Source organism: Yoonia sp. (assembly GCF_042093035.1).
Classification (GTDB): Bacteria; Pseudomonadota; Alphaproteobacteria; order Rhodobacterales; family Rhodobacteraceae; genus Yoonia.
On the sequence record NZ_JBELFI010000018.1, the window covers coordinates 1 to 22,283 of the forward strand.

Annotated in this window: 29 protein-coding genes; 16 read left to right on the forward strand and 13 right to left on the reverse strand. The window is 56.6% G+C overall.

Annotated features, from left to right (window positions below):
- Positions 1 to 451: F0F1 ATP synthase subunit A (locus ACFDSS_RS04400; protein WP_375254552.1), on the reverse strand; the 451-nt coding region annotated here is incomplete at its 3' end.
- The gene (locus tag ACFDSS_RS04405; RefSeq protein WP_375254553.1) at positions 444 to 776 is read right to left on the reverse strand and encodes an AtpZ/AtpI family protein; all 333 of its coding nucleotides are present in this window, start codon (positions 774 to 776) and stop codon (positions 444 to 446) included. The genes ACFDSS_RS04400 and ACFDSS_RS04405, both read right to left, overlap by 8 nt.
- A 207-nt stretch (positions 777 to 983) precedes the next feature.
- Here ACFDSS_RS04405 and ACFDSS_RS04410 point away from each other — a divergent pair, with 207 nt between their 5' ends.
- Complete coding sequence (locus ACFDSS_RS04410) at positions 984 to 1,307, forward strand: ArsR/SmtB family transcription factor (RefSeq protein ID WP_375254554.1); 324 nt, start codon at positions 984 to 986, stop codon at positions 1,305 to 1,307.
- Positions 1,308 to 1,331: 24 nt separating this feature from the next.
- Here the strand turns inward: ACFDSS_RS04410 and ACFDSS_RS04415 are convergent, their stop codons facing one another.
- A complete protein-coding gene (locus ACFDSS_RS04415; RefSeq protein ID WP_375254555.1) occupies positions 1,332 to 2,210 on the reverse strand; it encodes a LysR family transcriptional regulator in 879 nt (292 codons plus the stop codon).
- A gap of 106 nt (positions 2,211 to 2,316) precedes the next feature.
- Here ACFDSS_RS04415 and ACFDSS_RS04420 point away from each other — a divergent pair, with 106 nt between their 5' ends.
- The 9 genes from ACFDSS_RS04420 (at position 2,317) to trmD (ending at position 7,908) form a co-directional block, all read left to right on the forward strand.
- On the forward strand, positions 2,317 to 2,856 hold the full coding sequence (locus tag ACFDSS_RS04420; protein ID WP_375254556.1) for an FMN-dependent NADH-azoreductase: 540 nt from the start codon (positions 2,317 to 2,319) through the stop codon (positions 2,854 to 2,856).
- A gap of 40 nt (positions 2,857 to 2,896) precedes the next feature.
- Positions 2,897 to 3,256 (forward strand): hypothetical protein, encoded by a 360-nt coding sequence (locus ACFDSS_RS04425; protein WP_375254557.1) that lies wholly within the window; start codon positions 2,897 to 2,899, stop codon positions 3,254 to 3,256.
- A gap of 218 nt (positions 3,257 to 3,474) precedes the next feature.
- Positions 3,475 to 4,983, forward strand: coding sequence for a signal recognition particle protein (ffh, locus tag ACFDSS_RS04430; RefSeq protein WP_375254558.1), 1,509 nt, complete (start codon positions 3,475 to 3,477; stop codon positions 4,981 to 4,983).
- Positions 4,984 to 5,063: 80 nt separating this feature from the next.
- Positions 5,064 to 5,612: a GNAT family N-acetyltransferase gene (locus ACFDSS_RS04435; protein ID WP_375254559.1), complete on the forward strand. Its 549-nt coding sequence runs from the start codon at positions 5,064 to 5,066 to the stop codon at positions 5,610 to 5,612.
- Between the two features lie 34 nt (positions 5,613 to 5,646).
- Positions 5,647 to 5,943 carry a chorismate mutase gene (locus tag ACFDSS_RS04440; RefSeq protein WP_375254560.1) on the forward strand — a complete coding sequence of 99 codons (297 nt, stop codon included), beginning with the start codon at positions 5,647 to 5,649 and terminating at the stop codon, positions 5,941 to 5,943.
- Positions 5,944 to 5,992: 49 nt separating this feature from the next.
- Positions 5,993 to 6,403, forward strand: a complete 411-nt coding sequence (gene rpsP / locus ACFDSS_RS04445) for a 30S ribosomal protein S16 (RefSeq protein WP_375254561.1) — start codon at positions 5,993 to 5,995, stop codon at positions 6,401 to 6,403.
- A gap of 62 nt (positions 6,404 to 6,465) precedes the next feature.
- Positions 6,466 to 6,618, forward strand: coding sequence for a hypothetical protein (locus ACFDSS_RS04450; protein ID WP_375254562.1), 153 nt, complete (start codon positions 6,466 to 6,468; stop codon positions 6,616 to 6,618).
- Positions 6,611 to 7,117, forward strand: a complete 507-nt coding sequence (gene rimM / locus ACFDSS_RS04455; protein ID WP_375254563.1) for a ribosome maturation factor RimM — start codon at positions 6,611 to 6,613, stop codon at positions 7,115 to 7,117. Before ACFDSS_RS04450 ends, rimM begins: the two co-directional genes overlap by 8 nt.
- A complete protein-coding gene (gene trmD, locus ACFDSS_RS04460; protein WP_375254564.1) occupies positions 7,114 to 7,908 on the forward strand; it encodes a tRNA (guanosine(37)-N1)-methyltransferase TrmD in 795 nt (264 codons plus the stop codon). The genes rimM and trmD overlap by 4 nt, the downstream gene beginning before the upstream one ends.
- Here trmD and ACFDSS_RS04465 read toward each other — a convergent pair.
- Positions 7,905 to 8,249 (reverse strand): DoxX family protein, encoded by a 345-nt coding sequence (locus ACFDSS_RS04465; RefSeq protein ID WP_375254565.1) that lies wholly within the window; start codon positions 8,247 to 8,249, stop codon positions 7,905 to 7,907. The genes trmD and ACFDSS_RS04465 overlap by 4 nt on opposite strands.
- Positions 8,250 to 8,637: 388 nt before the next feature.
- Between ACFDSS_RS04465 and rplS the strand changes: the two genes are divergently transcribed.
- The 4 genes from rplS to ACFDSS_RS04485 all read left to right on the forward strand — a co-directional run bounded on the left by rplS (position 8,638) and on the right by ACFDSS_RS04485 (position 10,058).
- Complete coding sequence (gene rplS / locus ACFDSS_RS04470) at positions 8,638 to 9,021, forward strand: 50S ribosomal protein L19 (protein ID WP_055686448.1); 384 nt, start codon at positions 8,638 to 8,640, stop codon at positions 9,019 to 9,021.
- Positions 9,022 to 9,032: 11 nt separating this feature from the next.
- Entirely contained in the window at positions 9,033 to 9,254 is a 222-nt protein-coding gene (rpmE, locus tag ACFDSS_RS04475; RefSeq protein WP_055293927.1) for a 50S ribosomal protein L31, read from the forward strand.
- 231 nt (positions 9,255 to 9,485) lie between these two features.
- Positions 9,486 to 9,716 carry a cupin domain-containing protein gene (locus tag ACFDSS_RS04480; protein WP_375254566.1) on the forward strand — a complete coding sequence of 77 codons (231 nt, stop codon included), beginning with the start codon at positions 9,486 to 9,488 and terminating at the stop codon, positions 9,714 to 9,716.
- Positions 9,717 to 9,743: 27 nt separating this feature from the next.
- Positions 9,744 to 10,058, forward strand: coding sequence for a DUF1992 domain-containing protein (locus ACFDSS_RS04485; protein ID WP_375254567.1), 315 nt, complete (start codon positions 9,744 to 9,746; stop codon positions 10,056 to 10,058).
- Here the strand turns inward: ACFDSS_RS04485 and ACFDSS_RS04490 are convergent.
- Positions 10,055 to 11,356 carry a DEAD/DEAH box helicase gene (locus ACFDSS_RS04490; RefSeq protein ID WP_375254568.1) on the reverse strand — a complete coding sequence of 434 codons (1,302 nt, stop codon included), beginning with the start codon at positions 11,354 to 11,356 and terminating at the stop codon, positions 10,055 to 10,057. The two genes, ACFDSS_RS04485 and ACFDSS_RS04490, sit on opposite strands and share 4 nt — an antisense overlap.
- A gap of 371 nt (positions 11,357 to 11,727) precedes the next feature.
- Here ACFDSS_RS04490 and ACFDSS_RS04495 point away from each other — a divergent pair, with 371 nt between their 5' ends.
- On the forward strand, positions 11,728 to 12,537 hold the full coding sequence (locus tag ACFDSS_RS04495) for a division plane positioning ATPase MipZ (RefSeq protein ID WP_375254569.1): 810 nt from the start codon (positions 11,728 to 11,730) through the stop codon (positions 12,535 to 12,537).
- A 98-nt stretch (positions 12,538 to 12,635) separates the two neighbouring features.
- Positions 12,636 to 14,255 carry an FMN-binding glutamate synthase family protein gene (locus tag ACFDSS_RS04500; protein ID WP_375254570.1) on the forward strand — a complete coding sequence of 540 codons (1,620 nt, stop codon included), beginning with the start codon at positions 12,636 to 12,638 and terminating at the stop codon, positions 14,253 to 14,255.
- On the opposite strand, the gene ACFDSS_RS04505 is transcribed toward ACFDSS_RS04500, so the two are convergent.
- The 8 genes from ACFDSS_RS04505 to ACFDSS_RS04540 form a co-directional block, all read right to left on the reverse strand.
- Positions 14,256 to 15,224: a DMT family transporter gene (locus ACFDSS_RS04505; RefSeq protein ID WP_375254571.1), complete on the reverse strand. Its 969-nt coding sequence runs from the start codon at positions 15,222 to 15,224 to the stop codon at positions 14,256 to 14,258.
- A complete protein-coding gene (gene leuB / locus ACFDSS_RS04510) occupies positions 15,224 to 16,327 on the reverse strand; it encodes a 3-isopropylmalate dehydrogenase (RefSeq protein ID WP_375254572.1) in 1,104 nt (367 codons plus the stop codon). Before leuB ends, ACFDSS_RS04505 begins: the two co-directional genes overlap by 1 nt.
- Before the next feature lie 57 nt (positions 16,328 to 16,384).
- The gene (locus tag ACFDSS_RS04515) at positions 16,385 to 16,630 is read right to left on the reverse strand and encodes a LysR substrate-binding domain-containing protein (RefSeq protein WP_375254573.1); all 246 of its coding nucleotides are present in this window, start codon (positions 16,628 to 16,630) and stop codon (positions 16,385 to 16,387) included.
- Positions 16,631 to 16,742: 112 nt separating this feature from the next.
- Positions 16,743 to 17,735 carry an endonuclease/exonuclease/phosphatase family protein gene (locus ACFDSS_RS04520; protein ID WP_375254574.1) on the reverse strand — a complete coding sequence of 331 codons (993 nt, stop codon included), beginning with the start codon at positions 17,733 to 17,735 and terminating at the stop codon, positions 16,743 to 16,745.
- Between the two features lie 5 nt (positions 17,736 to 17,740).
- A complete protein-coding gene (locus ACFDSS_RS04525) occupies positions 17,741 to 18,553 on the reverse strand; it encodes a hypothetical protein (RefSeq protein WP_375254575.1) in 813 nt (270 codons plus the stop codon).
- A 316-nt stretch (positions 18,554 to 18,869) separates the two neighbouring features.
- The gene (gene leuD, locus ACFDSS_RS04530; protein WP_375254576.1) at positions 18,870 to 19,475 is read right to left on the reverse strand and encodes a 3-isopropylmalate dehydratase small subunit; all 606 of its coding nucleotides are present in this window, start codon (positions 19,473 to 19,475) and stop codon (positions 18,870 to 18,872) included.
- Positions 19,475 to 20,881 carry a 3-isopropylmalate dehydratase large subunit gene (gene leuC, locus ACFDSS_RS04535; RefSeq protein ID WP_375254577.1) on the reverse strand — a complete coding sequence of 469 codons (1,407 nt, stop codon included), beginning with the start codon at positions 20,879 to 20,881 and terminating at the stop codon, positions 19,475 to 19,477. Before leuC ends, leuD begins: the two co-directional genes overlap by 1 nt.
- Positions 20,882 to 21,090: 209 nt before the next feature.
- Positions 21,091 to 22,179, reverse strand: coding sequence for a calcium-binding protein (locus tag ACFDSS_RS04540; RefSeq protein WP_375254578.1), 1,089 nt, complete (start codon positions 22,177 to 22,179; stop codon positions 21,091 to 21,093).
- Positions 22,180 to 22,283: the final 104 nt, after the last annotated feature.

A 22,283-nucleotide genomic window follows, 5' to 3' on the forward strand; every position in this document is an offset into this window, starting at 1 on the left:
CTCTTCCGATCTCAGGGCCGTTGATGACGAAGCCAAGAATTGTGACGGTGATGAACACGCCAAAACCCAAGACAGCGGTGACCGCAATCATTGATGTCGGTGAATACGACATTGGGAAAAGGGCCAAATAGTTCGAGAACAGGATGAATACGAAGATTGTCATGATGTAAGGGAAATACTTCACGCCGTCCTTACCACAGACATCTTCGACCATCTTGTATATGAAACCGTAAATCAGCTCAGCGACGGACTGGACCCGCGTCGGTATGACTGCGCGGCCACGGCTGCCAAAAACAAAAAGCGCCACGACACAAAGTACCGCAAGACCCAACCAAAGGGTCATGTTTGTCGGCGTGTACCAGCTTACCGGCCCATCACCGAACAGCGGCTTGACCATAAACTGGTCAAGTGGATAAAATGACAGACCACCTTCTGCTTTGTCCTCAGCCACGCGCGTCGCCCTCTTTTCTTGCAGCATCCTGCTGCTTTCTCTGCACCTCTTTGGCCGACCGCATCATGGTGAGAACACCCGCCGCCAGCCCAAAGAATATAAACAGCACCAGAAAAATCGGCATCGTCCCAAAGAGGGTATCCAGCCCGTATCCAATGCCGAAGCCGATCCCAAGACCCGCTACAAGCTCTATCACCATTCGCCATGCAAGCTGCGCCTGCGAATAATGCTCTTCCGAATGGTGCTTGACGTCAGGCGGCGTTTTCAAAGCTGCAATCTTCGCTTCAAGCGCCTTGAGGCGATCTGCTTCTTGGCCGTCAGACATCATAATCACCCTCTCGGAAGGTTGCGAGAGGTCTACGGTGAGGTGCGCAGAGTGTCAAGTTGCCAGATGATGCGATTTAATATATTATAATCAATGTCTTGTAAGTTTTTAGCCTGCTTGGCTTTGGCGTATTTCGCCGCGACACAACGCTTTTCAATATTCAACCAAATGGTTGACGTTTCTCGCGCGAGGCGCTTAATCGCGCATATGTCCATACGACTCGATCTCGTCTTTTCCGCTATCGCCGATCCGACCCGGCGGGCGATCCTTGCGATGTTGCTGGAAGACGATATGGCCGTAACGGATGTCGCAGAACCATTCGCGGTCTCGCTGGCCGCGATTTCAAAGCACCTCGGGGTGCTGTCAAGCGCTGGTCTGATCTCTCAGGAAAAGCGAGGCCGGGTGAAATGGTGCAAGCTTGAACCCGATGCGCTGCGTGAAGCATCGACGTGGATGCAGGCATTTGGGCAGATGGACGCGATTGACCTGGATGCATTTGAAGCGTTCCTGGATCAGCAGCTTGGGACGTAGGCAGGACCTGAACCCACCCAGCCATCAGCATTCCAGCAGTTTGACCTGCTCTTTGAGAAACCGAGAGAACGTCTGCACCTTCGTTGTCCGATGCAAATCCACATGGGTCACAAGCCACAACGACGCCGACCATTCTTCGCGCCGCGGCACGACTTCGGTCAGCGGCGCATTACTGGTCAATTCCTGCGCGACAACAAACCCGATCCCGGCACCGGCGAGGATGGCATCCTGCATGTTGCGGTTCTCGGTCACACGGTAGAGCATCCTGTCTTCAGGCACGATCTCTTGCAGCCATTTGATAAAGGGCGCTTTGCTGTTGTCCGTATCATGGCTGACGAACCAATGGTTTTTCAGGTCATCCTCATCCTCGGGCAGCCCAAAACGTGCGATATAGGCGTCCGAAGCAACGAGCGCCATATTCTGCTGGATCAGCGGCTGTACGACATTGTCCGGTTCTTCGGGCATCGTTCCGGCACGGATCGCCACATGGGCTTCACCATATTCGAGCCGAAAGACACGGTCCCCTGTGCGGTATCTGATCCGCACGTCCGGGTGTTCGGCCTGAAATGCAACCAGAATTGGCGTAAGCATCCGCGACGCCATACTCAGCGAGGTTACGACCAGATCGCCGCTCACCCCTTCACCCTGCCCTTTGATGCGCCCTGCCAACTGCGTGAATTGATCGTCTGTAGCTTGGGCGACGCGCAGCAAATCCTGCCCCGCTTCTGTGGCGGTATATCCACGGGCATGGCGCTGGAATAGCTTCACGCCCAAACGCTGCTCGAGCGCATCAATATGTCGGATGACCGTCGCGTGATGCACACCAAGGACATCGGCCGCGCCGCTGACGGTGCCACTGCGCGCCACCTGATAGGCCGTCCTGATCTCGTCCCAGTTGTCCATTATTCCTCCTGTGCGCTGACAAACATAACCTGTGGAATTTCTGCTATATCGTTCGCAAATGCAAGAGACTACCTCAATAGACAGACACCTACTGAGGAGATTTCCCATGACGACCGTTCTACATCTCAATGCCTCTGCCACAGTCGACGGCTCCGTGAGCCGCGACGCAACTGCACTTTTGACGCAGGATCTGGCACCCACCCGGATCATCACGCGCGATTTGGCTGCCACGCCACTTCCACAGATTGATGCGCAATGGGTGACAACGCGGCTGATCCCCGAAGCCGACCAAACTGCGGCGGACAAGGACGTGCTGGCACTGTCGGACACGTTGATCGCCGAAATCAAAGCCGCCGATGTGATCGTGATCGGAATGCCGATGTACAACTTTGGGATGCCAGCAGCACTCAAAGCGTGGATCGACCTGATCGCACGCCCCAAAGTAACTTTCGCCTATACTGAGAAGGGCCCCATTGGCCTGCTCGAAGGCAAAAAAGCAATCGTAGCTGTTGCCTCTGGTGGCGTGCCCGTCGGCGCCCCAATGGATTTCGCGACACCGCACCTGGAGCAGGTTTTGAAATTCGTCGGAATTACAGACATCACGGTACAGACGGCGAAAGACGTGCTCGAAAAAGTTGCCGCCTAAAAAACTGGACTTCATGCCCGGCCCGCTTATGTGGCTGGGCATGACAGCATCATCAAAGAGCACGACCATCCTTCGCGCCGTTCTGACAGTGGCATTTCTCTACTTTGGCTTGCGTAAGCTTGGTAGTTTCCAAACCGACGTCGCCATCTATGAGGCGATTGGCTTCGGCCAATTCCCGCGATATATCACCGGATCAATCGAATTCATCGGCGCAGCGCTTCTTTGGCGCAAGGGCTGCGAAGGCTTTGCAGGGCTTTTGCTGCTGGCAACAATGTTCATAGGCCTCAGCGCACTTCTGATCTGGGTCGGGCCACCGTACTGGCACATGCTGCTGCTTATCCTTGGCACTGGCACCGTTACTTGGGTCTACCGCAATCAACCGATATCTTTGCTGCGCTAGACTTATTGACTCGCTCTCGCGTCCGGCGTAAACGCCAGACAACTTCCGGATAGCTTCAGCTTTCCGGTCCCCGTTTCACAGGGGATCGCCCTCCGTCAGCGCGTTGCGCCCACGGGGGCGCGCTGCTTTGGAATTTGCCCACGGGGGGGGCGCTACTGCTTTTTGCTTTGCGTGCTTATATACGTGAACAACCGAAAAAATGACGAGGGCCTTGGCCAATGTTTGAAAACCTATCCGAACGCCTTTCTGGTGTCTTTGACAAGCTCACCAAACAAGGTGCGCTGACGGATGATGACGTCAAAACCGCGCTGCGCGAAGTGCGCGTGGCCTTGCTTGAGGCTGACGTCTCGCTGCCGGTCGCACGGGATTTCATCAAGGCGGTGCAGGAAAAGGCCACCGGGCAAGCAGTCACAAAGTCCATCACGCCGGGCCAGCAAGTCGTCAAAATCGTCCATGACGAACTGCAACATGTGCTGACAGGCGATGCCGAGCCGGGTGCGCTGAAAATCGACAATCCGCCAGCGCCGATCCTGATGGTTGGCCTGCAAGGGTCAGGTAAGACGACAACGACGGCGAAGCTGGCAAAACGTCTGAAGGAAAAAGAGGGCAAGCGCGTCCTGATGGCCTCGCTTGACACCAACCGTCCCGCCGCGATGGAACAGCTCGCGATCTTGGGCGGACAAATTGGTGTGGATACGCTGCCCATCGTCAAAGGCGAAGACCCGGTCGCGATTGCCAAACGCGCGAAAACGCAAGCAAGCTTGGGCGGCTATGACGTCTACATGCTCGACACTGCTGGTCGTTTGCACATTGACCAGGAACTGATCGCGCAGGCCGCCGCCGTGCGCGATGTGGCCAACCCGCGCGAGACGTTGCTGGTCGTGGACGGGCTGACAGGTCAGGATGCGGTGAACGTCGCACAGGAATTTGACGACAAGATCGGTGTCACAGGTGTGGTCCTGACACGGATGGATGGTGACGGACGCGGCGGTGCGGCACTTTCGATGCGCGCGGTCACAGGCAAACCAATCCGCTTTGTGGGCCTGGGCGAGAAAATGGACGCCATCGAAACCTTTGAGCCTGACCGCATCGCGGGCCGCATCCTCGGCATGGGCGACATCGTGGCCTTGGTCGAGAAGGCGCAAGAAACCATCGAGGCCGAACAAGCCGAGCGGATGATGAAGCGGTTCCAAAAGGGTCGCTTCAATATGAATGACCTCAAGATGCAACTCGAACAGATGATGAAAATGGGCGGTATGGAAGGCATGATGGGCATGATGCCGGGTGCCGCGAAGATGGGAAAGCAGATGGCGGCGGCTGGCATGGATGACAGCATCCTCAAGCGGCAGATCGCACTGATAAACTCAATGACAAAGAAGGAACGGGCAAATCCCGACCTGCTCGCCGCATCACGCAAGAAACGGATCGCCAAAGGAGCGGGTCTGGAAGTCTCCGAGCTGAACAAGCTGGTCAAACAGCATCGGCAAATGGCCGATATGATGAAAAAGATGGGTAAAGGCGGCATGCTGAAACAGGCTATGAAAGGCATGTTCGGCAAAGGCGGCGGTATGCCGGACGGCATGCCGGATATGAATGACCCCAAAGCCATGGCAGAGGCCGCCAAAGCGCTGCAAGGCAAATTGCCAGCAGGCGGCGGCTTGCCCGGATTGGGCGGCGGCGGCATGCAACTGCCCCCCGGCCTGTCCGGTTTTGGCAAAAAGAAATGAGCCTGCTCCATCATCTTGCCCCGAAAACTCCCGCCGGAGGCACCAACCCTATGACACACAACACAGATATCTGATCGCCAATGACCCCCGCCCCTACCCTCACAACAGCGCGTCTTGAACTGCGCGGCCCTCAGAAACGCGACCTCGCGGCCTTTACGGCGTGGGTCACGCGGTCCGAGCGGATGAATGCCGTGGGTGGGCCGGGCACCGATGGACAGGCATGGCGCGGATTCATCGCGGGGATTGGGCATTGGAACTGGCATGGCTACGGGTTTTTTACGGTGGTGGAACGGGCGACGGGTATCGCCGCGGGCCGCGTTGGCATCATCAACCATGCGGATTGGCCAGAGCCTGAAATGGCATGGCACATCTTCGACAGGTTTGAAGGCAAATCATACGCGTTTGAAGCCGCCTGTGCCGTGCGCGATTGGGCCGGGCGCACTTTGGGGTTGGCTCCGCTGATTTCGCTGATTGCGCCTGCCAACACGCGGTCTCTGGCATTGGCCACACGGCTCGGTGCGGTGGAAGAACGGCGCCAGACCGTCGACGACCAGCATGTGATTGTGTTCCGTCACCTCAACTACGCCGACCCGCGCGCAACAAAGCAAGCCGCTGGGGCCATCAAATGATTACCGTCCAAGTTCCTGCACCAAGGAGTGTCAAATGACCGACGACGTCACCCGCGCCGCTGAGATCCTCAAAGGGCATCGCGAAAGCATCGACCGGCTTGATGCGATCCTCGTCTATACATTGGGCGAGCGCTTCAAACACACCCAGGCCGTCGGCGTTCTAAAGGCCGAACACGACCTGCCCCCATCTGACCCCGCGCGCGAAGAAAGCCAGATCGCGCGGCTCACCGACCTTGCAAACCGGGCCAATCTGGATCCGGAATTTGCCAAGAAATTCCTGAATTTCATCATTCAGGAAGTCATCCAACACCACAAACAACATCAATCGTAAGGTGGATCGTGATCCACCCTACCCAATCGATCTTTAAGGAGAATACCCAATGTCTATGAAAATTCGTCTCGCCCGTGGCGGCTCTAAGAAGCGCCCTTTTTATGCAATCGTTGCCGCAGACAGCCGTATGCCGCGTGATGGCCGCTTCATCGAAAAGCTCGGCACATATAACCCCATGCTGCCAAAAGACAGCGAAGAGCGCGTGAAAATGGATATGGAGCGCGTGAAGTACTGGCTCGGCGAAGGCGCACAGCCAACTGACCGCGTGTCCCGTATGCTGGAAGCCGCTGGTGAGCTGCCAAAGAAAGACCGTGCGAACCTCCAGAAAGGCACACCTGGCAAAGCCGCGCAGGCACGCGCCGAAGAAAAGGCAGCAAAAGCAGCCGCTGCTGAGCAAGCAGCAAACGCGCCAGCAGAAGAAGCACCTGCTCAAGAAGAAGCTGCGGCAGCAGAAGAGTAAGACCTCTGACGCGATGCCCCACCGCTTGGGGCATCGCACCTCACTCAAAATGGAACTGATGCATGTTTCGTTTGTTGCGTCTTATCTTCATGCTGATTGCGGCCTTTGTCGCAGGCATGCTTTATGAAAGAGACGGACGCCGTACCATTTGCGAAAATGGCGGCGGCTTATGGATCGAGAATATCTGTGTCGGACCGGAGTTTACCAATGACTGACCGCGTAATCGTTGGCGCTATTGGCGGCGCATTCGGCGTCCAGGGCGAGGTGCGCCTGAAATCCTTCTGCGCAGACCCGCAAGACATCGCGGATTATGCGCCGCTTTACACCGAAGATGGTCGCGCCTTTGCGCAATTTGTCCTCACCGGGCAGCTGAAGAACGGCTTTACTGCACGGATTGACGGGGTCGTCACGAAAGAAGACGCCGACGCTCTGCGTAACCTGAGCCTTTATGCAGATCGCGCGGTGATGCCATCCTTGCCGGATGATGAATACTACTATGCCGATCTGATTGGCCTTACGGTCGTTGATACGGGCGGCACGACCCTTGGCACCGTCAAAAACGTGATGGACCATGGCGCAGGCGACCTGCTCGAAATCATCGTCTCGGGCCAATCCGAAACGATCCTGCTGCCCTTCACCCAAGTTGCCGTCCCAACTGTCGACCTTGCTTTGAAACGCATCGTCGCGGACCCGCCAGAAGGTCTGTTCTCATGAGCAAACCACCCCGCTCCGCTGGTCGTATCGCCGTGCAGGCAACTTTGAAACCGCGTGAGCTGATGACGGATACGCCCGATATCGCGGGAACCTGGACGGCCAAGGTTATTACACTTTTTCCAACAGCCTTTCCGGGTGTTCTGGGCGAAAGCCTGACCGGAAAAGCCCTGAAGGACGGGCTTTGGCAGCTTAAGACATATGATTTGCGCAGCTACGGGATCGGCAGGCATCGCAATGTCGATGACACCCCGGCAGGCGGCGGCGCGGGCATGGTTCTGCGTGCAGATGTGCTGGAGAACGCCATTTCAGACGCCCATCTTGGTGCGCGCGGCGCCGCGCCCTTGGTTTATCTCTCGCCGCGTGGTCGCCGATTTGACCAGCAAATGGCCCGGAATTGGGCGCGCGCGGACGGCGTGACGATGCTCTGCGGTCGGTTCGAAGGCGTGGATGAGCGGGTCCTGCAGCATTACAACATCCAAGAGGTCAGCCTCGGCGATTTTGTGATGACCGGCGGGGAAATTGCGGCGCAGGCCATGATTGACGCGACTGTGCGACTTCTGCCGGGTGTGTTGGGAAATGCGGAGAGCGCCATCGAAGAGAGCTTTTCCGCCGGGCTCCTCGAACATCCGCAATATACCAAGCCGGCCGAATGGAATGGTCACCCGATCCCTGCCGTGCTGTTGTCTGGCAATCACGCAAAGATCACGGAATGGCGCAAGCAAATGTCGCTTCAAATCACGAAAGAGCGCCGCCCGGATCTTTGGGCGGCGCTCAAAGGCAAGTCAGATTAGGCAAGCTTCGCTTCGTCGCGATGCAGGTAGATCACTGCAAACAAAAGCGCGGCCAAGACAAGCGCGGGCACCATTGATGGACCAAGTACCAACAGGTGCGCCAACACCGCGCCGACGGACGTCGACGCCAACAGAGCGGCGCCAATCAGCCGCACAGCTGGCACCCAGAGCAGGATGGCGCCGCTGATCTCGATAATGCCGGTCACGTAGCGGAACCATTGACCAAGACCCACGGCATCGAATGTTTGCACCATCATTTCAACGCCCGCGAGCTTCGCGCCACCCGCCATGACAAATGCGGCTGTTAAGAGGACCCGCAATCCTATTGAGAGATATTTCATTTGTTTCATCCTTTGTTTCTGGCCATCTGATAATTCAAACGTGCGCTCAAACACAATTTGCAATTTTTGCAGCCTATTTGTGCATTTATGCACATATTTGATTTGCGAAAATCCAGTGCCGCACCCCCTTGATCGCTAGGGCCGTTGGGCCTATACGACGTCATCTCCGGTCAGCGCGCTGATTCCGGGGCTTGGTTTATGGAAGAACCGGATCAACGATCACACCTTTCGTGGGTGTTTCATCGCCGGGAACGCCAGACGACCTTCAAACAGATGATGACGCACCTCTGGCGGGCGGCTTGACCGGACCCGGGTTACGACACAGAGCTCTACGGCACGGCAATGACATTGCGGAAAACCGCAAGCATATGAAAAAGGAGCGTTTCAGATGGACCTGATCGCACAACTCGAAGCGGAACAAGTCGCCGCACTTGGGGCAACAATCCCCGACTTCAAAGCGGGTGACACCATCCGCGTCGGTTACAAGGTAACCGAAGGTACACGCAGCCGTGTGCAGAACTACGAAGGCGTTTGCATCGCACGCAAGAACGGCAAAGGCATTGCCGGTTCGTTCACAGTGCGCAAGATTTCTTTCGGCGAAGGTGTGGAGCGTGTTTTCCCGCTGCACTCTACAAACATCGACAGCATCACAGTCGTCCGCCGTGGCCGCGTCCGTCGCGCCAAGCTGTACTATCTGCGTTCGCGCCGCGGTAAGTCCGCACGTATCGCAGAGGTCACTAACTACAAAGCGCCCAAGGGCGCCGAAGCGTAAGGATTGCCGCTATGAAAAAAGATACGCACCCAGATTACCACATCATCGACGTCAAAATGACCGATGGCACTGTGGTTCAGATGAAATCCACTTGGGGCAAGGAAGGCGATACAATGTCGCTGGATATCGACCCATCCGTGCACCCTGCATGGAACGGTGGCTCCACACGCTTGATGGATGCCGGTGGCCGTGTGTCCAAGTTCAAGAACAAATACGCTGGTCTGGGCTTCTAAGCGACCGACCTGTCGAACTTGTTGAAGCGCCGCTCCCTTTTTGGGGCGGCGTTTTGCGTTTAGGGCTTGTCAAGCCGGTTTATGACGGCGGACACTCGCTGCATTATATCAAAGAACGGACCTGCCATGAATATTCCAGACTTTATAAAATCTTTTCCGGCGCTCGACGTGCCCTTCCCCGACAGTATTGTTACGACGTCGGCAATAAGATCAGACGGCGGATAGATGGTGATGTTCGAATTTCATCAAGACCTCGCCCTACCCGAACACCACCACAAGGCGCAATGGGGAACGGTTCTGACTGGTCAGGTCGAATTGACGATCGCGGGTGAAGCTAGGACCTATTTGCCCGGACAAAGCTATTCGATCCCATCCGGCGTGCCACATGCGGTCAAAGTTACTGCAGGGACGAAAGCGATCGATATTTTCGAAGAACCGGACCGTTACGGTCTGCGCGATTAATCCCATCGCGCCATTGATTGGCCAAAAATGAACCACCCACTCAGCGCCCTCATCGATCAAATCGTCCAAAACGCCGAACAGCGTGGCGATTTTGATGATCTACCCGGGTCTGGCAAACCGCTCACCCATCTGGATGACCCGCAAAATGCGGTCCTGAACCGGATGATGAAAAAGGCGGAAGCAAAATCGCCTGTCGTCGTCTTGCGCAACCAAATCCTGAATAGTCAGGAAAAGTTGAAGACACTGACCGACCCAAACGAAAGAAAGGCGGAAATGCTCCGCCTTTCTGAATTGCACACGAAGCTTGCCATCGAAATGGAAGCATTCAGGAAATACGGCTAGGCGGCCGACCGGCCGCGCCCTCCACCGCCGCCACCGTTCCGACGACGTCCACCGGGTTTACCCTGACCACCGCCGGGCTTGCCGCCTGCACGTGGGGCACTACTGCGATTGCCACCGCCGCCGCGACGACCGCCGCCACCATTGGGGCGTTTTTTCTGACCCGGCTGGATTTCCCAAGGACGACCAGACCCTACTGGAATAGTCTCCTTCATCGCTTTTTCGATATCCTGCAATTCGATCATCTCATCAGGTGCCACGAGTGCCACGGCGCTGCCATCGGCCCCTGCCCGTGCAGTCCGGCCAATCCGGTGCACATAGTTTTCCGCCACATTGGGCAGGTCATAGTTGTAGACGAAACGCACGTCCGGAATATCGAGACCGCGGGCCGCCACATCGGTCGCAACCAACACACGGACTTTGCCAGCCTTGAACGCTTCCAAGGCGCGTTGGCGCTGCCCTTGGGACTTGTTGCCGTGGATCGATGCCGCCGCAAATCCCTTCTTTTCGAGCACTTTATAGAGCTTCTCACAGCCGTGTTTGGTACGTCCGAAAACCAGCGCAAGCTCGTCGCGGTGCTTGTCTAACAACTCCACCAGCAGATCGGTCTTTGCAGCCTGCGCCACAAAATGCACCGACTGGTTGATCTTCTTGACCGCCTGCCCCGGAGGGTTCACCTGCACACGGACCGGGTCTTTGAGGTAGGTATTGCCTAATTCGCCCATCAGCTTCGGCATCGTGGCAGAGAACATCATCGTCTGACGGTCTTTGGCCAGAAGCGGCGCAATCTGGCGCAGCGCATGGATAAAGCCCATGTCGAGCATCTGATCGGCCTCATCAAGGACAAGGTAAATCGTTTCATCCAACCGCACGGCGCGGCGGTCCAGCAGGTCAATCAGGCGACCGGGTGTGGCAACCAAAAGGTCAACACCGCCTGCCAGACGTTTCGTCTGGGCGACAATGCCAGCGCCGCCCACAACCAAGGCCACCTTCAGGTGGGTGCCTTTGGTGTAGGCGGTCAAGTTGTCTGCGATCTGTTTGGCCAACTCGCGCGTCGGCGCGAGGATGAGACCACGGACTGTTTTCGCGTTTGGCTTCACGCCCGCTTTAAGCAGCGCGTGGATCATCGGCAAACCAAAAGCGGCCGTTTTACCGGTACCAGTCTGTGCAAGACCCATCACATCGCGGCCATTCATGGCGTGCGGGATGGCTTGGGTTTGGATTGGTGTGGGATCAGTGATCCCTTGTTCTTTGAGAACATTAATGAGACGGGGCGCGAGGCCCAGCATGTCGAAATCCATAAAGGCGTATCCTATTCGTTGCGGGCCTTCGGCCCGCGCATATCATTTGGCACAGCGCAACATGCGATGAGCCGGTGCAAGGTTGCGCCAATATGCTGACTGCCAAGACCGCATTGTCCGGGCGCCGATGTGGCGCGGGACCCCTGCGTGATGTGGGAACCTGAGGTTTAGACGACGCCTTGCGGATGGACCGCTTGACGGTCCCGCTCTGCTCACGCGGCAGCTTGCGTCGGTTGTCTGGCAAATGCGCCTTTGCGCCTCTCCTGTCAAGGGCCGGGTGAAAAAGGAGGTCGCGAGTGTTGCATGTGCTTCCCCTCATTGACCCCACAAGATATAGTTATCCAAAGCAGAGATGAGTGGGGAATCGTCCAGTGGCGCATATTATTGTGGTCGGCAACGAAAAGGGCGGTGCGGGCAAATCAACTGTCTCAATGCATGTGGCGACAGCATTGGCCCGTATGGGCCATAAGGTCGGCGCCCTTGATCTGGATCTGCGGCAAAAAACACTGGGCCGCTATATTCACAACCGCAAGGCTTTCATGGCGAGCAAAGGCTTGAACCTGCCAACGCCCGCTTACCATGACCTGCCCGACATCGACCAAAGCACGCTCAAACCCGGAGAGAACGCCTTTGACCGGCGTCTTGCCATGGCCGTACAAAAAATGGAAACCGATGCAGACTTTATCCTGATCGACTGCCCCGGCTCTCACACCCGACTTAGTCAGGTGGCGCATTCGCTTGCCGATACGCTGATTACACCGCTTAACGACAGTTTCATTGACTTTGACTTGCTTGCCCATGTGGACAGCGACGGAGAAGAGATTACCGGACCCTCCGTTTATTCGGAGATGGTCTGGAACGCCCGGCAATTGCGCAGTCAGGCCGGGCTGAAACCGATCGACTGGATCATTGTGCGCAACCGCCTTGGCGCGCAGGCGATGGTGAACAAGGAAAAGATGCATCGTGCCATCACAAAACTAGCCAAGCGCATTGGTTTTCGTGTCGCACCCGGTTTCAATGAGCGGGTGATTTTCCGAGAACTCTTCCCGCGCGGGCTAACGCTTCTGGACCTGCGCGATATCGGCGTGAAGGGGATGAATATTTCAAACGTCGCGGCACGACAGGAGTTGCGCGAGCTGGTGAAAGCGCTGGAGTTGCCGGGCGTGACCCCCAATTTCTGACGCACCGCCCCCCGCTACCCGCAACGCCAGACCAACACTGCCCTTTTATTAAGCAAAATCACGGCCTACTGTACCTGAAATTGAGGGAGGGTTCGCCCGTGCGAGAATTGATTGCGCTGCAGCGCTATGCCACGCTAGCCATTGTCATCGTTCTGACGGCCGTCTTTGTAGTCATCGGGTTTTGGGTCTCTTGGGTCTTTATCTTGGCTGCGGTTTTTGCCGGAGTAACCCTGCTGGGCATCCACGATATGCGCCAGGACAGACATGCGGTTTTGCGCAACTATCCAATCCTTGGACACATCCGTTTCCTTTTCGAAAAGATCCGCCCTGAAATCCGCCAATACTTGATCGAAAGCGATCAGGATGAGCAACCTTTCAGCCGCGAACAACGTTCATTGGTGTATCAGCGCGCCAAAGGGGCCGAGGATAAACGGCCATTCGGCACCCAAGAGCGCGTCTACGACGCAGGCTATTCATGGCTGACCCATTCGGTCGAACCCACACATTTCGACAATACCGATTTTCGGGTCATGGTGGGCGGCTCGAAATGCAAGAAACCCTATGATGCTTCGCTCTATAATATCTCCGCGATGAGCTTTGGCGCGCTTTCGGCCAATGCGATATCGGCGCTCAACAAAGGCGCCAAGACGGGTGGCTTTGCGCATGACACCGGCGAAGGTGGCATCAGCCGCCATCACCGTGAAGGCGGCGGCGATCTGATCTATGAAATCGGCTCCGGGTATTTTGGATGCCGCAATCATGACGGCACATTCAACCCTGAGAAATTCGCCAAGCAAGCAACGGACGATCAGGTCAAGATGATCGAAATCAAGCTCAGTCAAGGCGCAAAACCCGGGCATGGCGGTATGCTGCCTGCCGCCAAGATCACGCCAGAGATAGCCGAGGCCCGCGATATCCCCATGGGCGTTGATTGTGTCTCACCACCGGGACATAGCGCGTTCGAGGGACCGATGGGGCTGATGGAATTTGTCGGGCAACTGCGCGAATTGTCCGGCGGCAAGCCTATTGGAATGAAGCTGTGCATCGGTCACCGGCGTGAATTCATGTGCATGGTCAAAGCAATGCTGGAAACCGGAAATATCCCTGATTTCATCGTGGTTGACGGCACCGAGGGCGGCACCGGCGCCGCACCATTGGAATTTGCCAACCACGTTGGAATGCCGATGGTCGATGGCCTGACCTTCGTGCATAACACGTTGCGCGGCGCAGGCATTCGCAATGAGGTCAAGATCGGGGCCGCCGGCAAGGTCGTCAGCGCCTTTGATATCGCGCGGGCGCTGTCATTGGGGGCGGATTGGTGCAACTCGGCGCGCGGTTACATGTTTGCCATCGGCTGCATCCAGGCACAGGCCTGCCATACCAATCACTGCCCTGTCGGTGTGACCACCCAAGACCCGCTCCGCCAGCAGGCGTTGAATGTGAACGGGAAATCTGTCCGGGTGGCGCGGTTCCATGCCAATACGCTCAAGGCGCTGGGTGAAATGGCGGGCGCTGCAGGTCTGGATGACCCGCGCGGGTTTCTGCCCTACCACTTCATGACCCGGAAAAGCGACGGCCAGATGTCAGAAGCCGCAGATGTCTACACCTACTTGCGCGAAGGGTTCTTGCTGGACGACGGGGATGACAACCCGATTTACCGCGAACGCTGGGCACGGGCGAACGCTCATAGTTTCGCCCCACCTGAGGCCGCGCGGTAATCAGTCCTCTTGCCGGGGCGGGGTCTTGCCTGCGATGCGCATGAATAACGATACACGCGGCGTCGTTGCCGTCTCAGAGCGTGAGCGTGTGCGCAAGACTGGCGTGTTCTGGGATGTCCCGCTGCGGCTTTCGCGCAGCACGATATACATACCGCTGGCGATGATGATCCCGGCACCAATCGCCGTTGCCTGATCGATCACCTCGTCAAAAAAGACATATCCAAAGATGCTTGCCCAGACAATCTGGCTGTATTGCATTGGCGCAATGATTGCGGCCTCACCCGCTTGATAGGCTGCGATGACCAAACGGCTAGCGAACCATGCAAATGTCGCGATGACAGCCAGCAGGCCCAAATGCTCAATCGGCATCGGGACATAGACAAAGGGCAAGGCCGCGGCCATCAGGACGAAGTTGACCATCATCGGGTAAAGCAACATGACAACGGGGCGTTCTTCGTTGCCGATCTTGCGGACGACGATTGACGCCAGCGCCCCGCCGATAGCCGCCGCCAGTGCCGCCAGATGGCCCAAAGTCAGCTCTGTTGACCCCGGACGCAACACCACCATCACACCAGCCAAGCCGACCAAGACCGCGAGCCAACGCCGCAGGCGGACGGTCTCGCCCAGCACGGGGATTGCAAGGATGGTTATCAGCAAGGGGGCTGCAAAAAGGATCGCGTAGACCTGCGCCAAGGGCAGAACCGAGAAGGCATAAAAGACCGACACCCCGGTGACGACGGCCGCGACCGTCCGCAATGCCAACCACCAAGGATGGACTGGCACCAGCGTACCCGGCTTGGCGTCCCGCATCATCATAACCATCGCGAGCGGGAAGCTGAGCAGGACACTGAAAAAGACAATCTGGAACGGGGAATACAGCCCGCCCAGTATCTTTACGACGACATCATGCGTCGAGAAAATGCCGAAGGCCAACAGCGCCAGAAGCGCACCTTTGGCATTCGGCGACATCAGACGCTTTCGTCGAGTGCAGCGAGGATCACATCACCCATTTCTGTCGTGCTCAGCGGTGTGCCGCCCTCCGGGCCCATCAAATCGGCAGTCCGGGCACCATCAGCGAGGACTTTTTCAATCGCGGCCTCAAGACGGTCGGCCTCTGCGCCTTCGTCGAAGGAATACCGCAGCGCCATCGCGAACGACAGGATACACGCAATCGGGTTCGCCTTGCCCTGCCCCGTAATGTCCGGTGCAGACCCGTGCACGGGTTCATACATCGCCTTCGGACGGCCGTTTGCCATCGGCAGGCCAAGCGACGCGGACGGCAACATGCCCAGCGATCCGGTTAGCATTGCAGCGCAATCGGACAAGATGTCACCGAAAAGGTTGTCGGTCAGGATCACATCAAACTGCTTTGGTGCGCGCACCAACTGCATCGCGCCATTGTCGGCGTACATGTGGCTCAGTTCGACTTCGGGATAGTCTGCGTGGACTTCGGTCACGACATCACGCCACAAAATCCCGCTTTCCATCACATTGGCCTTCTCCATCGAGCAGACCTTCTTGTTGCGCTTCATCGCCAGATCGAATGCGGCGCGGGCCGCGCGCTCAATCTCGGCTTCTGTGTAGCGTTGGGTGTTCACGCCGACGCGCATGTTGTCTTCGATATGAATGCCGCGTGGTTCGCCAAAGTAGACGCCGGAGGTCAATTCGCGCACGATCATGATATCGAGACCGGCAACGATATCCTTCTTGAGGGATGAAAAATCAGCCAGCGCATCAAAGCACTGTGCCGGGCGCAGGTTGGCAAAAAGGTCCATTTCCTTGCGCAGGCGCAACAGGCCGCGCTCTGGCTTGACGCTGAAATCAAGGTTGTCGTATTTCGGGCCACCAACAGCACCGAGCAAAACAGCGTCGACCTCCTGCGCGCGGGCCATCGTGTCATCGTGCAGTGGCACGCCATGTGCGTCATAGGCTGCACCGCCAACCAAATCTTCGGACACGTCAAAGGCCAGATCGCGTTTATCACCGAACCAGCCGATAATGCGCTTAACTTGATCCATGACTTCGGGGCCGATGCCGTCACCGGCGAGGATCAAAAGGGATGGGTTTGCCATAGATCGCGTCCTTGCTTGCATAAGTTGCCTAGCCCCTAGCGCGGACGTGCAGCGGGATCAAGATACCAAGGGGCGCAGACCTGCCTCCAACAGCGTCCAAACGCGGCGAATGCGGGGGGCTTGGCGCATTGCCTCATGCGCAGTCAGCCAAACGGGCAGAACAGGCAAGGACAGGCCCAAGTCAATTTCAACAACGGTCGGGTCATCGCGCCCGATGCCGCGTTGCGCAAACCCGATCCCGCATCCTGCGCGCACCAACTCCCAATACGCGATGTTGTCGTCACACCGCGGTCTGCTTATCATGCGCGAAATGCGCTATCTGTCTGAGATGTCGCATCAGATAAGCGACACGAAATTCAAACGCCTGTTGCCGGACTTCCGACCAACCGATTTGGAAACAGTTATGCATGGGGGCCTACCGAAGTAAGTCGACCCAGATCATCCGATGCGGGCCAGCCTTGGTACCGTCGTCCCCGAGAAAGACACGCTCCGGAGTGTCCTCATCAGGCCAGAATGTCCCTGAACCGACCACCTGCCATGCGGTCGAAGGTAAAATGTAGCTGACCCGCAACTGCCCCGGCCCATCGCTGCCCCAGTCGGCATTCGGCTGTCCGCCAAGTGGGTCCATCAAATCCGGGCGGCGCAGGAAATCCTGCATCGCGTCCTGCTTCCCTGCCCCGCGCACTGGATCGAGATTGGCATTCCCCAAGACAACAAAGCCCTCTGGCGGATCGGTCTCAAGGATGTTCTCCCACAAACGAAGCTCATCGCGGTTGCGCAGACCGTTCATGTCCTCCGGCCCATCAAAGACGGGTGGAGTTGCCGCGAAAACCATCAAAGACAGGACACCGCCATCGGGTACCGCCAAGGGTACGACCCAATGACCAGCGGAGGATAGACGCAGATTGTCTTGAACCAAGGGACTGAAAAACGCCTTTCCATCCAGACTTGGCAGTTGCGCACCGTCCAGATTACGCCAGAGAAGTTGGCTGAAGTCTTGGACTTCATCCTCTAACACCGCAAAGCGCGACAGGATTGCCATGCCACCGTCACCAACAAAGCGGCCATAACCTTGGGCGTCGCGCGCATCGCCGCGCCGACCATTTCCATCGATATCTAGTCCGGTCGGAACCCCTGTGTTGGGCGTAAGGGCAAAGCGATACGGATAATCCTGTGCCAGACCGCCCGCAAAGGCATCCAGCGCGTAGCCATCAAGGTCGTAGTCAAAGTCTGTCAGGACAAGGACATCAGGCGCAATCAGGTCAATGATCTTCGCAATCGCGATGATCGCATCGTCTTCACCCTTTTGAATATCGCGCAAAAGAAGGCCCGGACCATCACGACTGAGAGGAGCGGCGAAGGTGGCAATTCTGACCGGCTCTGCCGCAGCAAAGCCCGCCCAAAGCACGCAGATCAGACCGCCATAGCACCGCGCGATTCGTCGCGATCGTAGGCGCGCTTGCGTTGCAGGTGGATCATCTGCGCCACGCGGCTGAGGGCCACGCCGCGCATCATAATACTGGCAGGCAAAAACGCCCATGCAGAGACCGTCCAAATCAATGTTTGCGCGCTGTCAAAGCCAATCGGTGTCCCCAATTGCGCCATCAGCTTGATTACAAGTGGCACTATGAAGGGCAGCAAAATTCCTAAGATAATGTTAATACGACCATCCCGTTTGAGGCGACGCACCACGTCTCCGCCAGCGGTGGGGTCAAACGTGGGCAGGTTGATCCAGACGTTGAAGGTGTCATTGCGGCGCGGCCAGCGGTAGAGGCGCAGCAATATAACGAACCAGATCACCGACAGCAGTGACAGCAAATAGCTGAGGCCCGCTGCATCTCGGATTCGGTCGAGCATGACAGGATCAGTTCCCTCTGGCATCATTTGCACCATCAAACGGACCGGCGAATATGGAAAATCCACCGCCTGCCCCAATTGGGCACCGCTGTCTTGAAAGGCGATCGTGATGTCCGATGGGATAACTTCACCCCGGAATATCACCGACAGGCTTAGCACGGTGGCAAACAATGCAGAGAACCGGACGCGGTTAAAAGGCGGCGCGTCACGAAACTCAACCAGACTGGGGCTTTTGGCGGTATATTCAACAATCGTGAAAAGCCCGCCAAATACGGCGATCAGTGCGACGATCTGCGTGCTGTCCTGATCGATATCGGGCAAGAGTGCATAGGGCATGACAATGAGCATCACGACCAGCACAGCTCTCACTATAGCGTTTGGCAACCGAGATAGCACAGTCGCGTTTCCTTTATGCGCATGCCCTGCGCTTTACTGGTTCATACCATAGAACAAGTCATAATTCCTTGATCCAATCGACGTACCGTTGACCCCATGTCCGCCACATCATCAAGTTGGCAGCATAAAAAACGGGAATAGCCCCGTAGTTTGGCATCAAAGTGATGCCTGAATGCAACCTGATTCTCAAGTTCAGGCGCAATTTTCGTCATGTTTTCAACCATAGATCATTCAAAATGAAAAAGCCGCACAAAAATATGCGGCTTTCTCGGGAATTTCTGCATGGGCGCTAGACCCAAGGTCGCGCAGTGCTCGCCTGTGCTTCAAATGTGTCGATTGATGCGACTTTTTCCATCGTCAGGCCAATGTCATCAAGACCATTCATCAGGCAATGCTTTTTGAACGCATCCACTTCAAAACTGAAAACATCGCCATCTGACGACGTGATCGTTTGGGCTTCAAGGTCAACCTCGATCCGCGCATTTGATCCTTTTTCAGCATCCTTCATCAATACATCCACCTGCTCTTGCGGCAGCGCGATTGGCAGTATGCCGTTTTTGAAGCAGTTGTTATAGAAGATATCCGCGTAGGACGGTGCAATCACGCAAGTGATGCCGAAGTCTGCAATCGCCCAAGGCGCATGTTCACGCGAGGAACCACAGCCGAAGTTGTCACCCGCGACAAGGATTTGTGTGTCACGGTACTGCGGCTTGTTCAGCACGAAATCAGGGATTTCATTGCGGTCGTCATCATAGCGCATTTCGTCAAACAGGTTCACGCCGAGGCCAGACCGCTTGATCGTTTTCAGGAACTGCTTGGGAATAATCATATCGGTGTCGATGTTGACCAGCGGCATCGGGGCGGCGATGCCGCTCAGTTTGGTGAACTTTTGCATTACATCATCTCCCGCACATCAGTCAGTTTTCCGGTGATGGCCGCAGCCGCCGCCATTTGTGGCGACATCAAATGCGTGCGCCCGCCGCGCCCTTGGCGGCCTTCAAAGTTACGGTTCGATGTGGCTGCACAGCGTTCACCCGGGGCCAGTTGGTCAGGGTTCATCGCCAAACACATGGAGCAACCCGCAAGGCGCCATTCAAAACCCGCGTCGATGAAAATCTGCGCCAATCCTTCTTCTTCGGCTTGCGCGCGCACAAGACCAGAGCCGGGAACAACCATAGCCCGCAGCCCGTCTTTCTTCTTCTTGCCTTTCAGGATAGCCGCCGCAGCCCGCAAGTCTTCGATCCGACCGTTTGTGCAAGACCCGATGAATACGGTGTCGATGCTGATGTCAGACAAAGGCGTGCCCGGTGTAAGGTCCATGTAATCAAGCGAACGCTGGGCCGCACCGACCTTGTCACCTGCAAAGTCATCCGCCGCAGGGACGGTAGCAGTGATTGGCAACACGTCCTCAGGCGATGTGCCCCATGTGACGACAGGTGCGATATCTTCGCCTTTAAGCGTGACGACCTTGTCGAAATGCGCACCTTCGTCAGTGTAGAGCGTGCGCCAATAGGCCTCTGCTGCTTCCCAAGCGGCACCTTTGGGCGCGTGAGGGCGGCCTTTGCAGTATTCATAGGTCTTTTCATCAGGCGCGATCAGGCCAGCGCGTGCGCCGCCTTCGATGGCCATGTTACAGACGGTCATGCGGCCTTCCATGGACAGATCACGGATCGCTTCACCACAATATTCAATCACATAGCCTGTGCCGCCGGCCGTGCCGGTGGCACCAATGACGGAAAGCGTGATGTCCTTGGCCGTCACACCGGGACGAAGTTTGCCGGTGATTTCGACCTTCATGTTCTTGGACTTTTTCTGGATCAGCGTTTGCGTTGCCAAAACGTGCTCAACCTCGGACGTACCGATGCCATGTGCCAGCGCACCAAAGGCACCATGCGTAGCGGTGTGGCTATCACCACATACGACGGTCATGCCGGGCAAGGTCCAGCCCTGCTCTGGACCGACAATATGCACGATGCCCTGACGCACGTCGGAGACCGGATAATAGTGAATGCCGAATTCCTTGGCATTGGTATCAAGGGCTGCGACCTGAATGGCGCTGTCTTCTGTCATATTCTTGGGGTCATCACGGCCTGCCGTTGTTGGCACGTTGTGGTCGGGTACCGCGATAGTCTTTTCAGGTGCGCGGACCGGACGGCCTGCCATGCGCAACCCCTCAAAGGCTTGGGGGCTGGTCACTTCGTGGACCAGATGGCGGTCAATATACAGTAAGCAAGTGCCGTCTTCGGCTTCGTGGGCGACATGCGCGTCCCAGATTTTATCATAGAGCGTTTTGGGGGACATTGTCCTCTCCCGTATCAAAATGTAAGTTGTCTTGAGGTGTGCGGAAAAGTTGGGGGCTTACCCGCGCGCAAGGATTGTGCTGCGCGCACCAAAGAAGCGCCAAGGCAGGCGTGCGCGATCATCCATGTCGAAAACTTTTTTCATAGCCGGTCAGATACACGTGAAAGTGCCGCGAAACAAGCCTTCGCGAGATGCTTCTGCACCCCCTGCTAGACCATGTTGGGATGAACGCCGACGGTTGCCGCCAGTGCTTCGACAGTTGTTTCCGGATCGAAATAGTCATTGTCGGCCGCGTCGGTCCAAAGCACTTCGATTTCATAGTTGTTTTCGATGAATGTCTGAATGTCGTCGGTTGTCGGATTTGACTCACCTCGGAAGAAGGCCGACGATTCTTCAAATTCGGCGTCGGGGAAGTCATCGGGATTGAGCAACTTGGCTTGAATGAATATCCCTTCCACCGTTTCACCATTTTCCACGATGCTGCCTTCGGTTGCCACAAACCCGACCACAGGCGTATTTGACGCACCCTCCATATCAATATCGACTGTCAAGATAAGGCGATGCTCACCAGTGTCTGACGTATCCAAGGGATTTCCATTGTCGAATTCAGTGATCGTCGCGAATGTCTCGATGTCATCTTCGATATTCGCCAACACGTAAAAATCTGTCGAACCCTGATCGTCGCGCAATGTCGCCTCGCCAGTGACAAGGACAAGTGTATCCTTCTCGTCGGCAGTCGCGTTTTGGTTGTCATCCAAGCCGCCAGAAGCAAGCCCGTCGCCGCCCCAAATATAGATTGTGTCGGACCCACCCTCACCGCGAAGCGTATCGGTGCGATCAGTTGCCTCCACCAATTCACCATCGACTTCGCGCGCACCAAAACCGCCAAAGATCACGTCGTCACCGCGACCACCACGGATGATATCGGACCCGTATCCCCCGTTCAGCGTATCGTTGCCTGCACCGCCGAGAATTGTATCGTTACCGTCGTCTCCGTTGATGGTGTCGTCGCCCGCGCGCCCTTCAAGGACATCGCGATTGTCGCCGCCGTTGATTGTATCGTCACCCTCACCGCCGATGACGGTATCCAATCCAGCGAATGCATTGATGGTGTCGTTCCCGGTGTAGCCGAAGATCAGATCGTCGCCATTCGTACCATTTAGCGGAATATCATCGCCGAATGTACCACTGACTTCATTGCTGTCATCATTGTTGCCGTTTTCGTCATCGCCGCCTCCCAGTGCCGGGATCAAGAAAACGCCACCGAGGAGCAGGAGCAGGATAATAGACGTAGACATGAAACCGATCTCGCAGTGCAACTTTGGCTCATTGGTAGAGGCCCTTTGATGATCCGACAAGCCTTGCTTCGCTTTGCGGTGCCGTCACCCAACTGAAATCAACA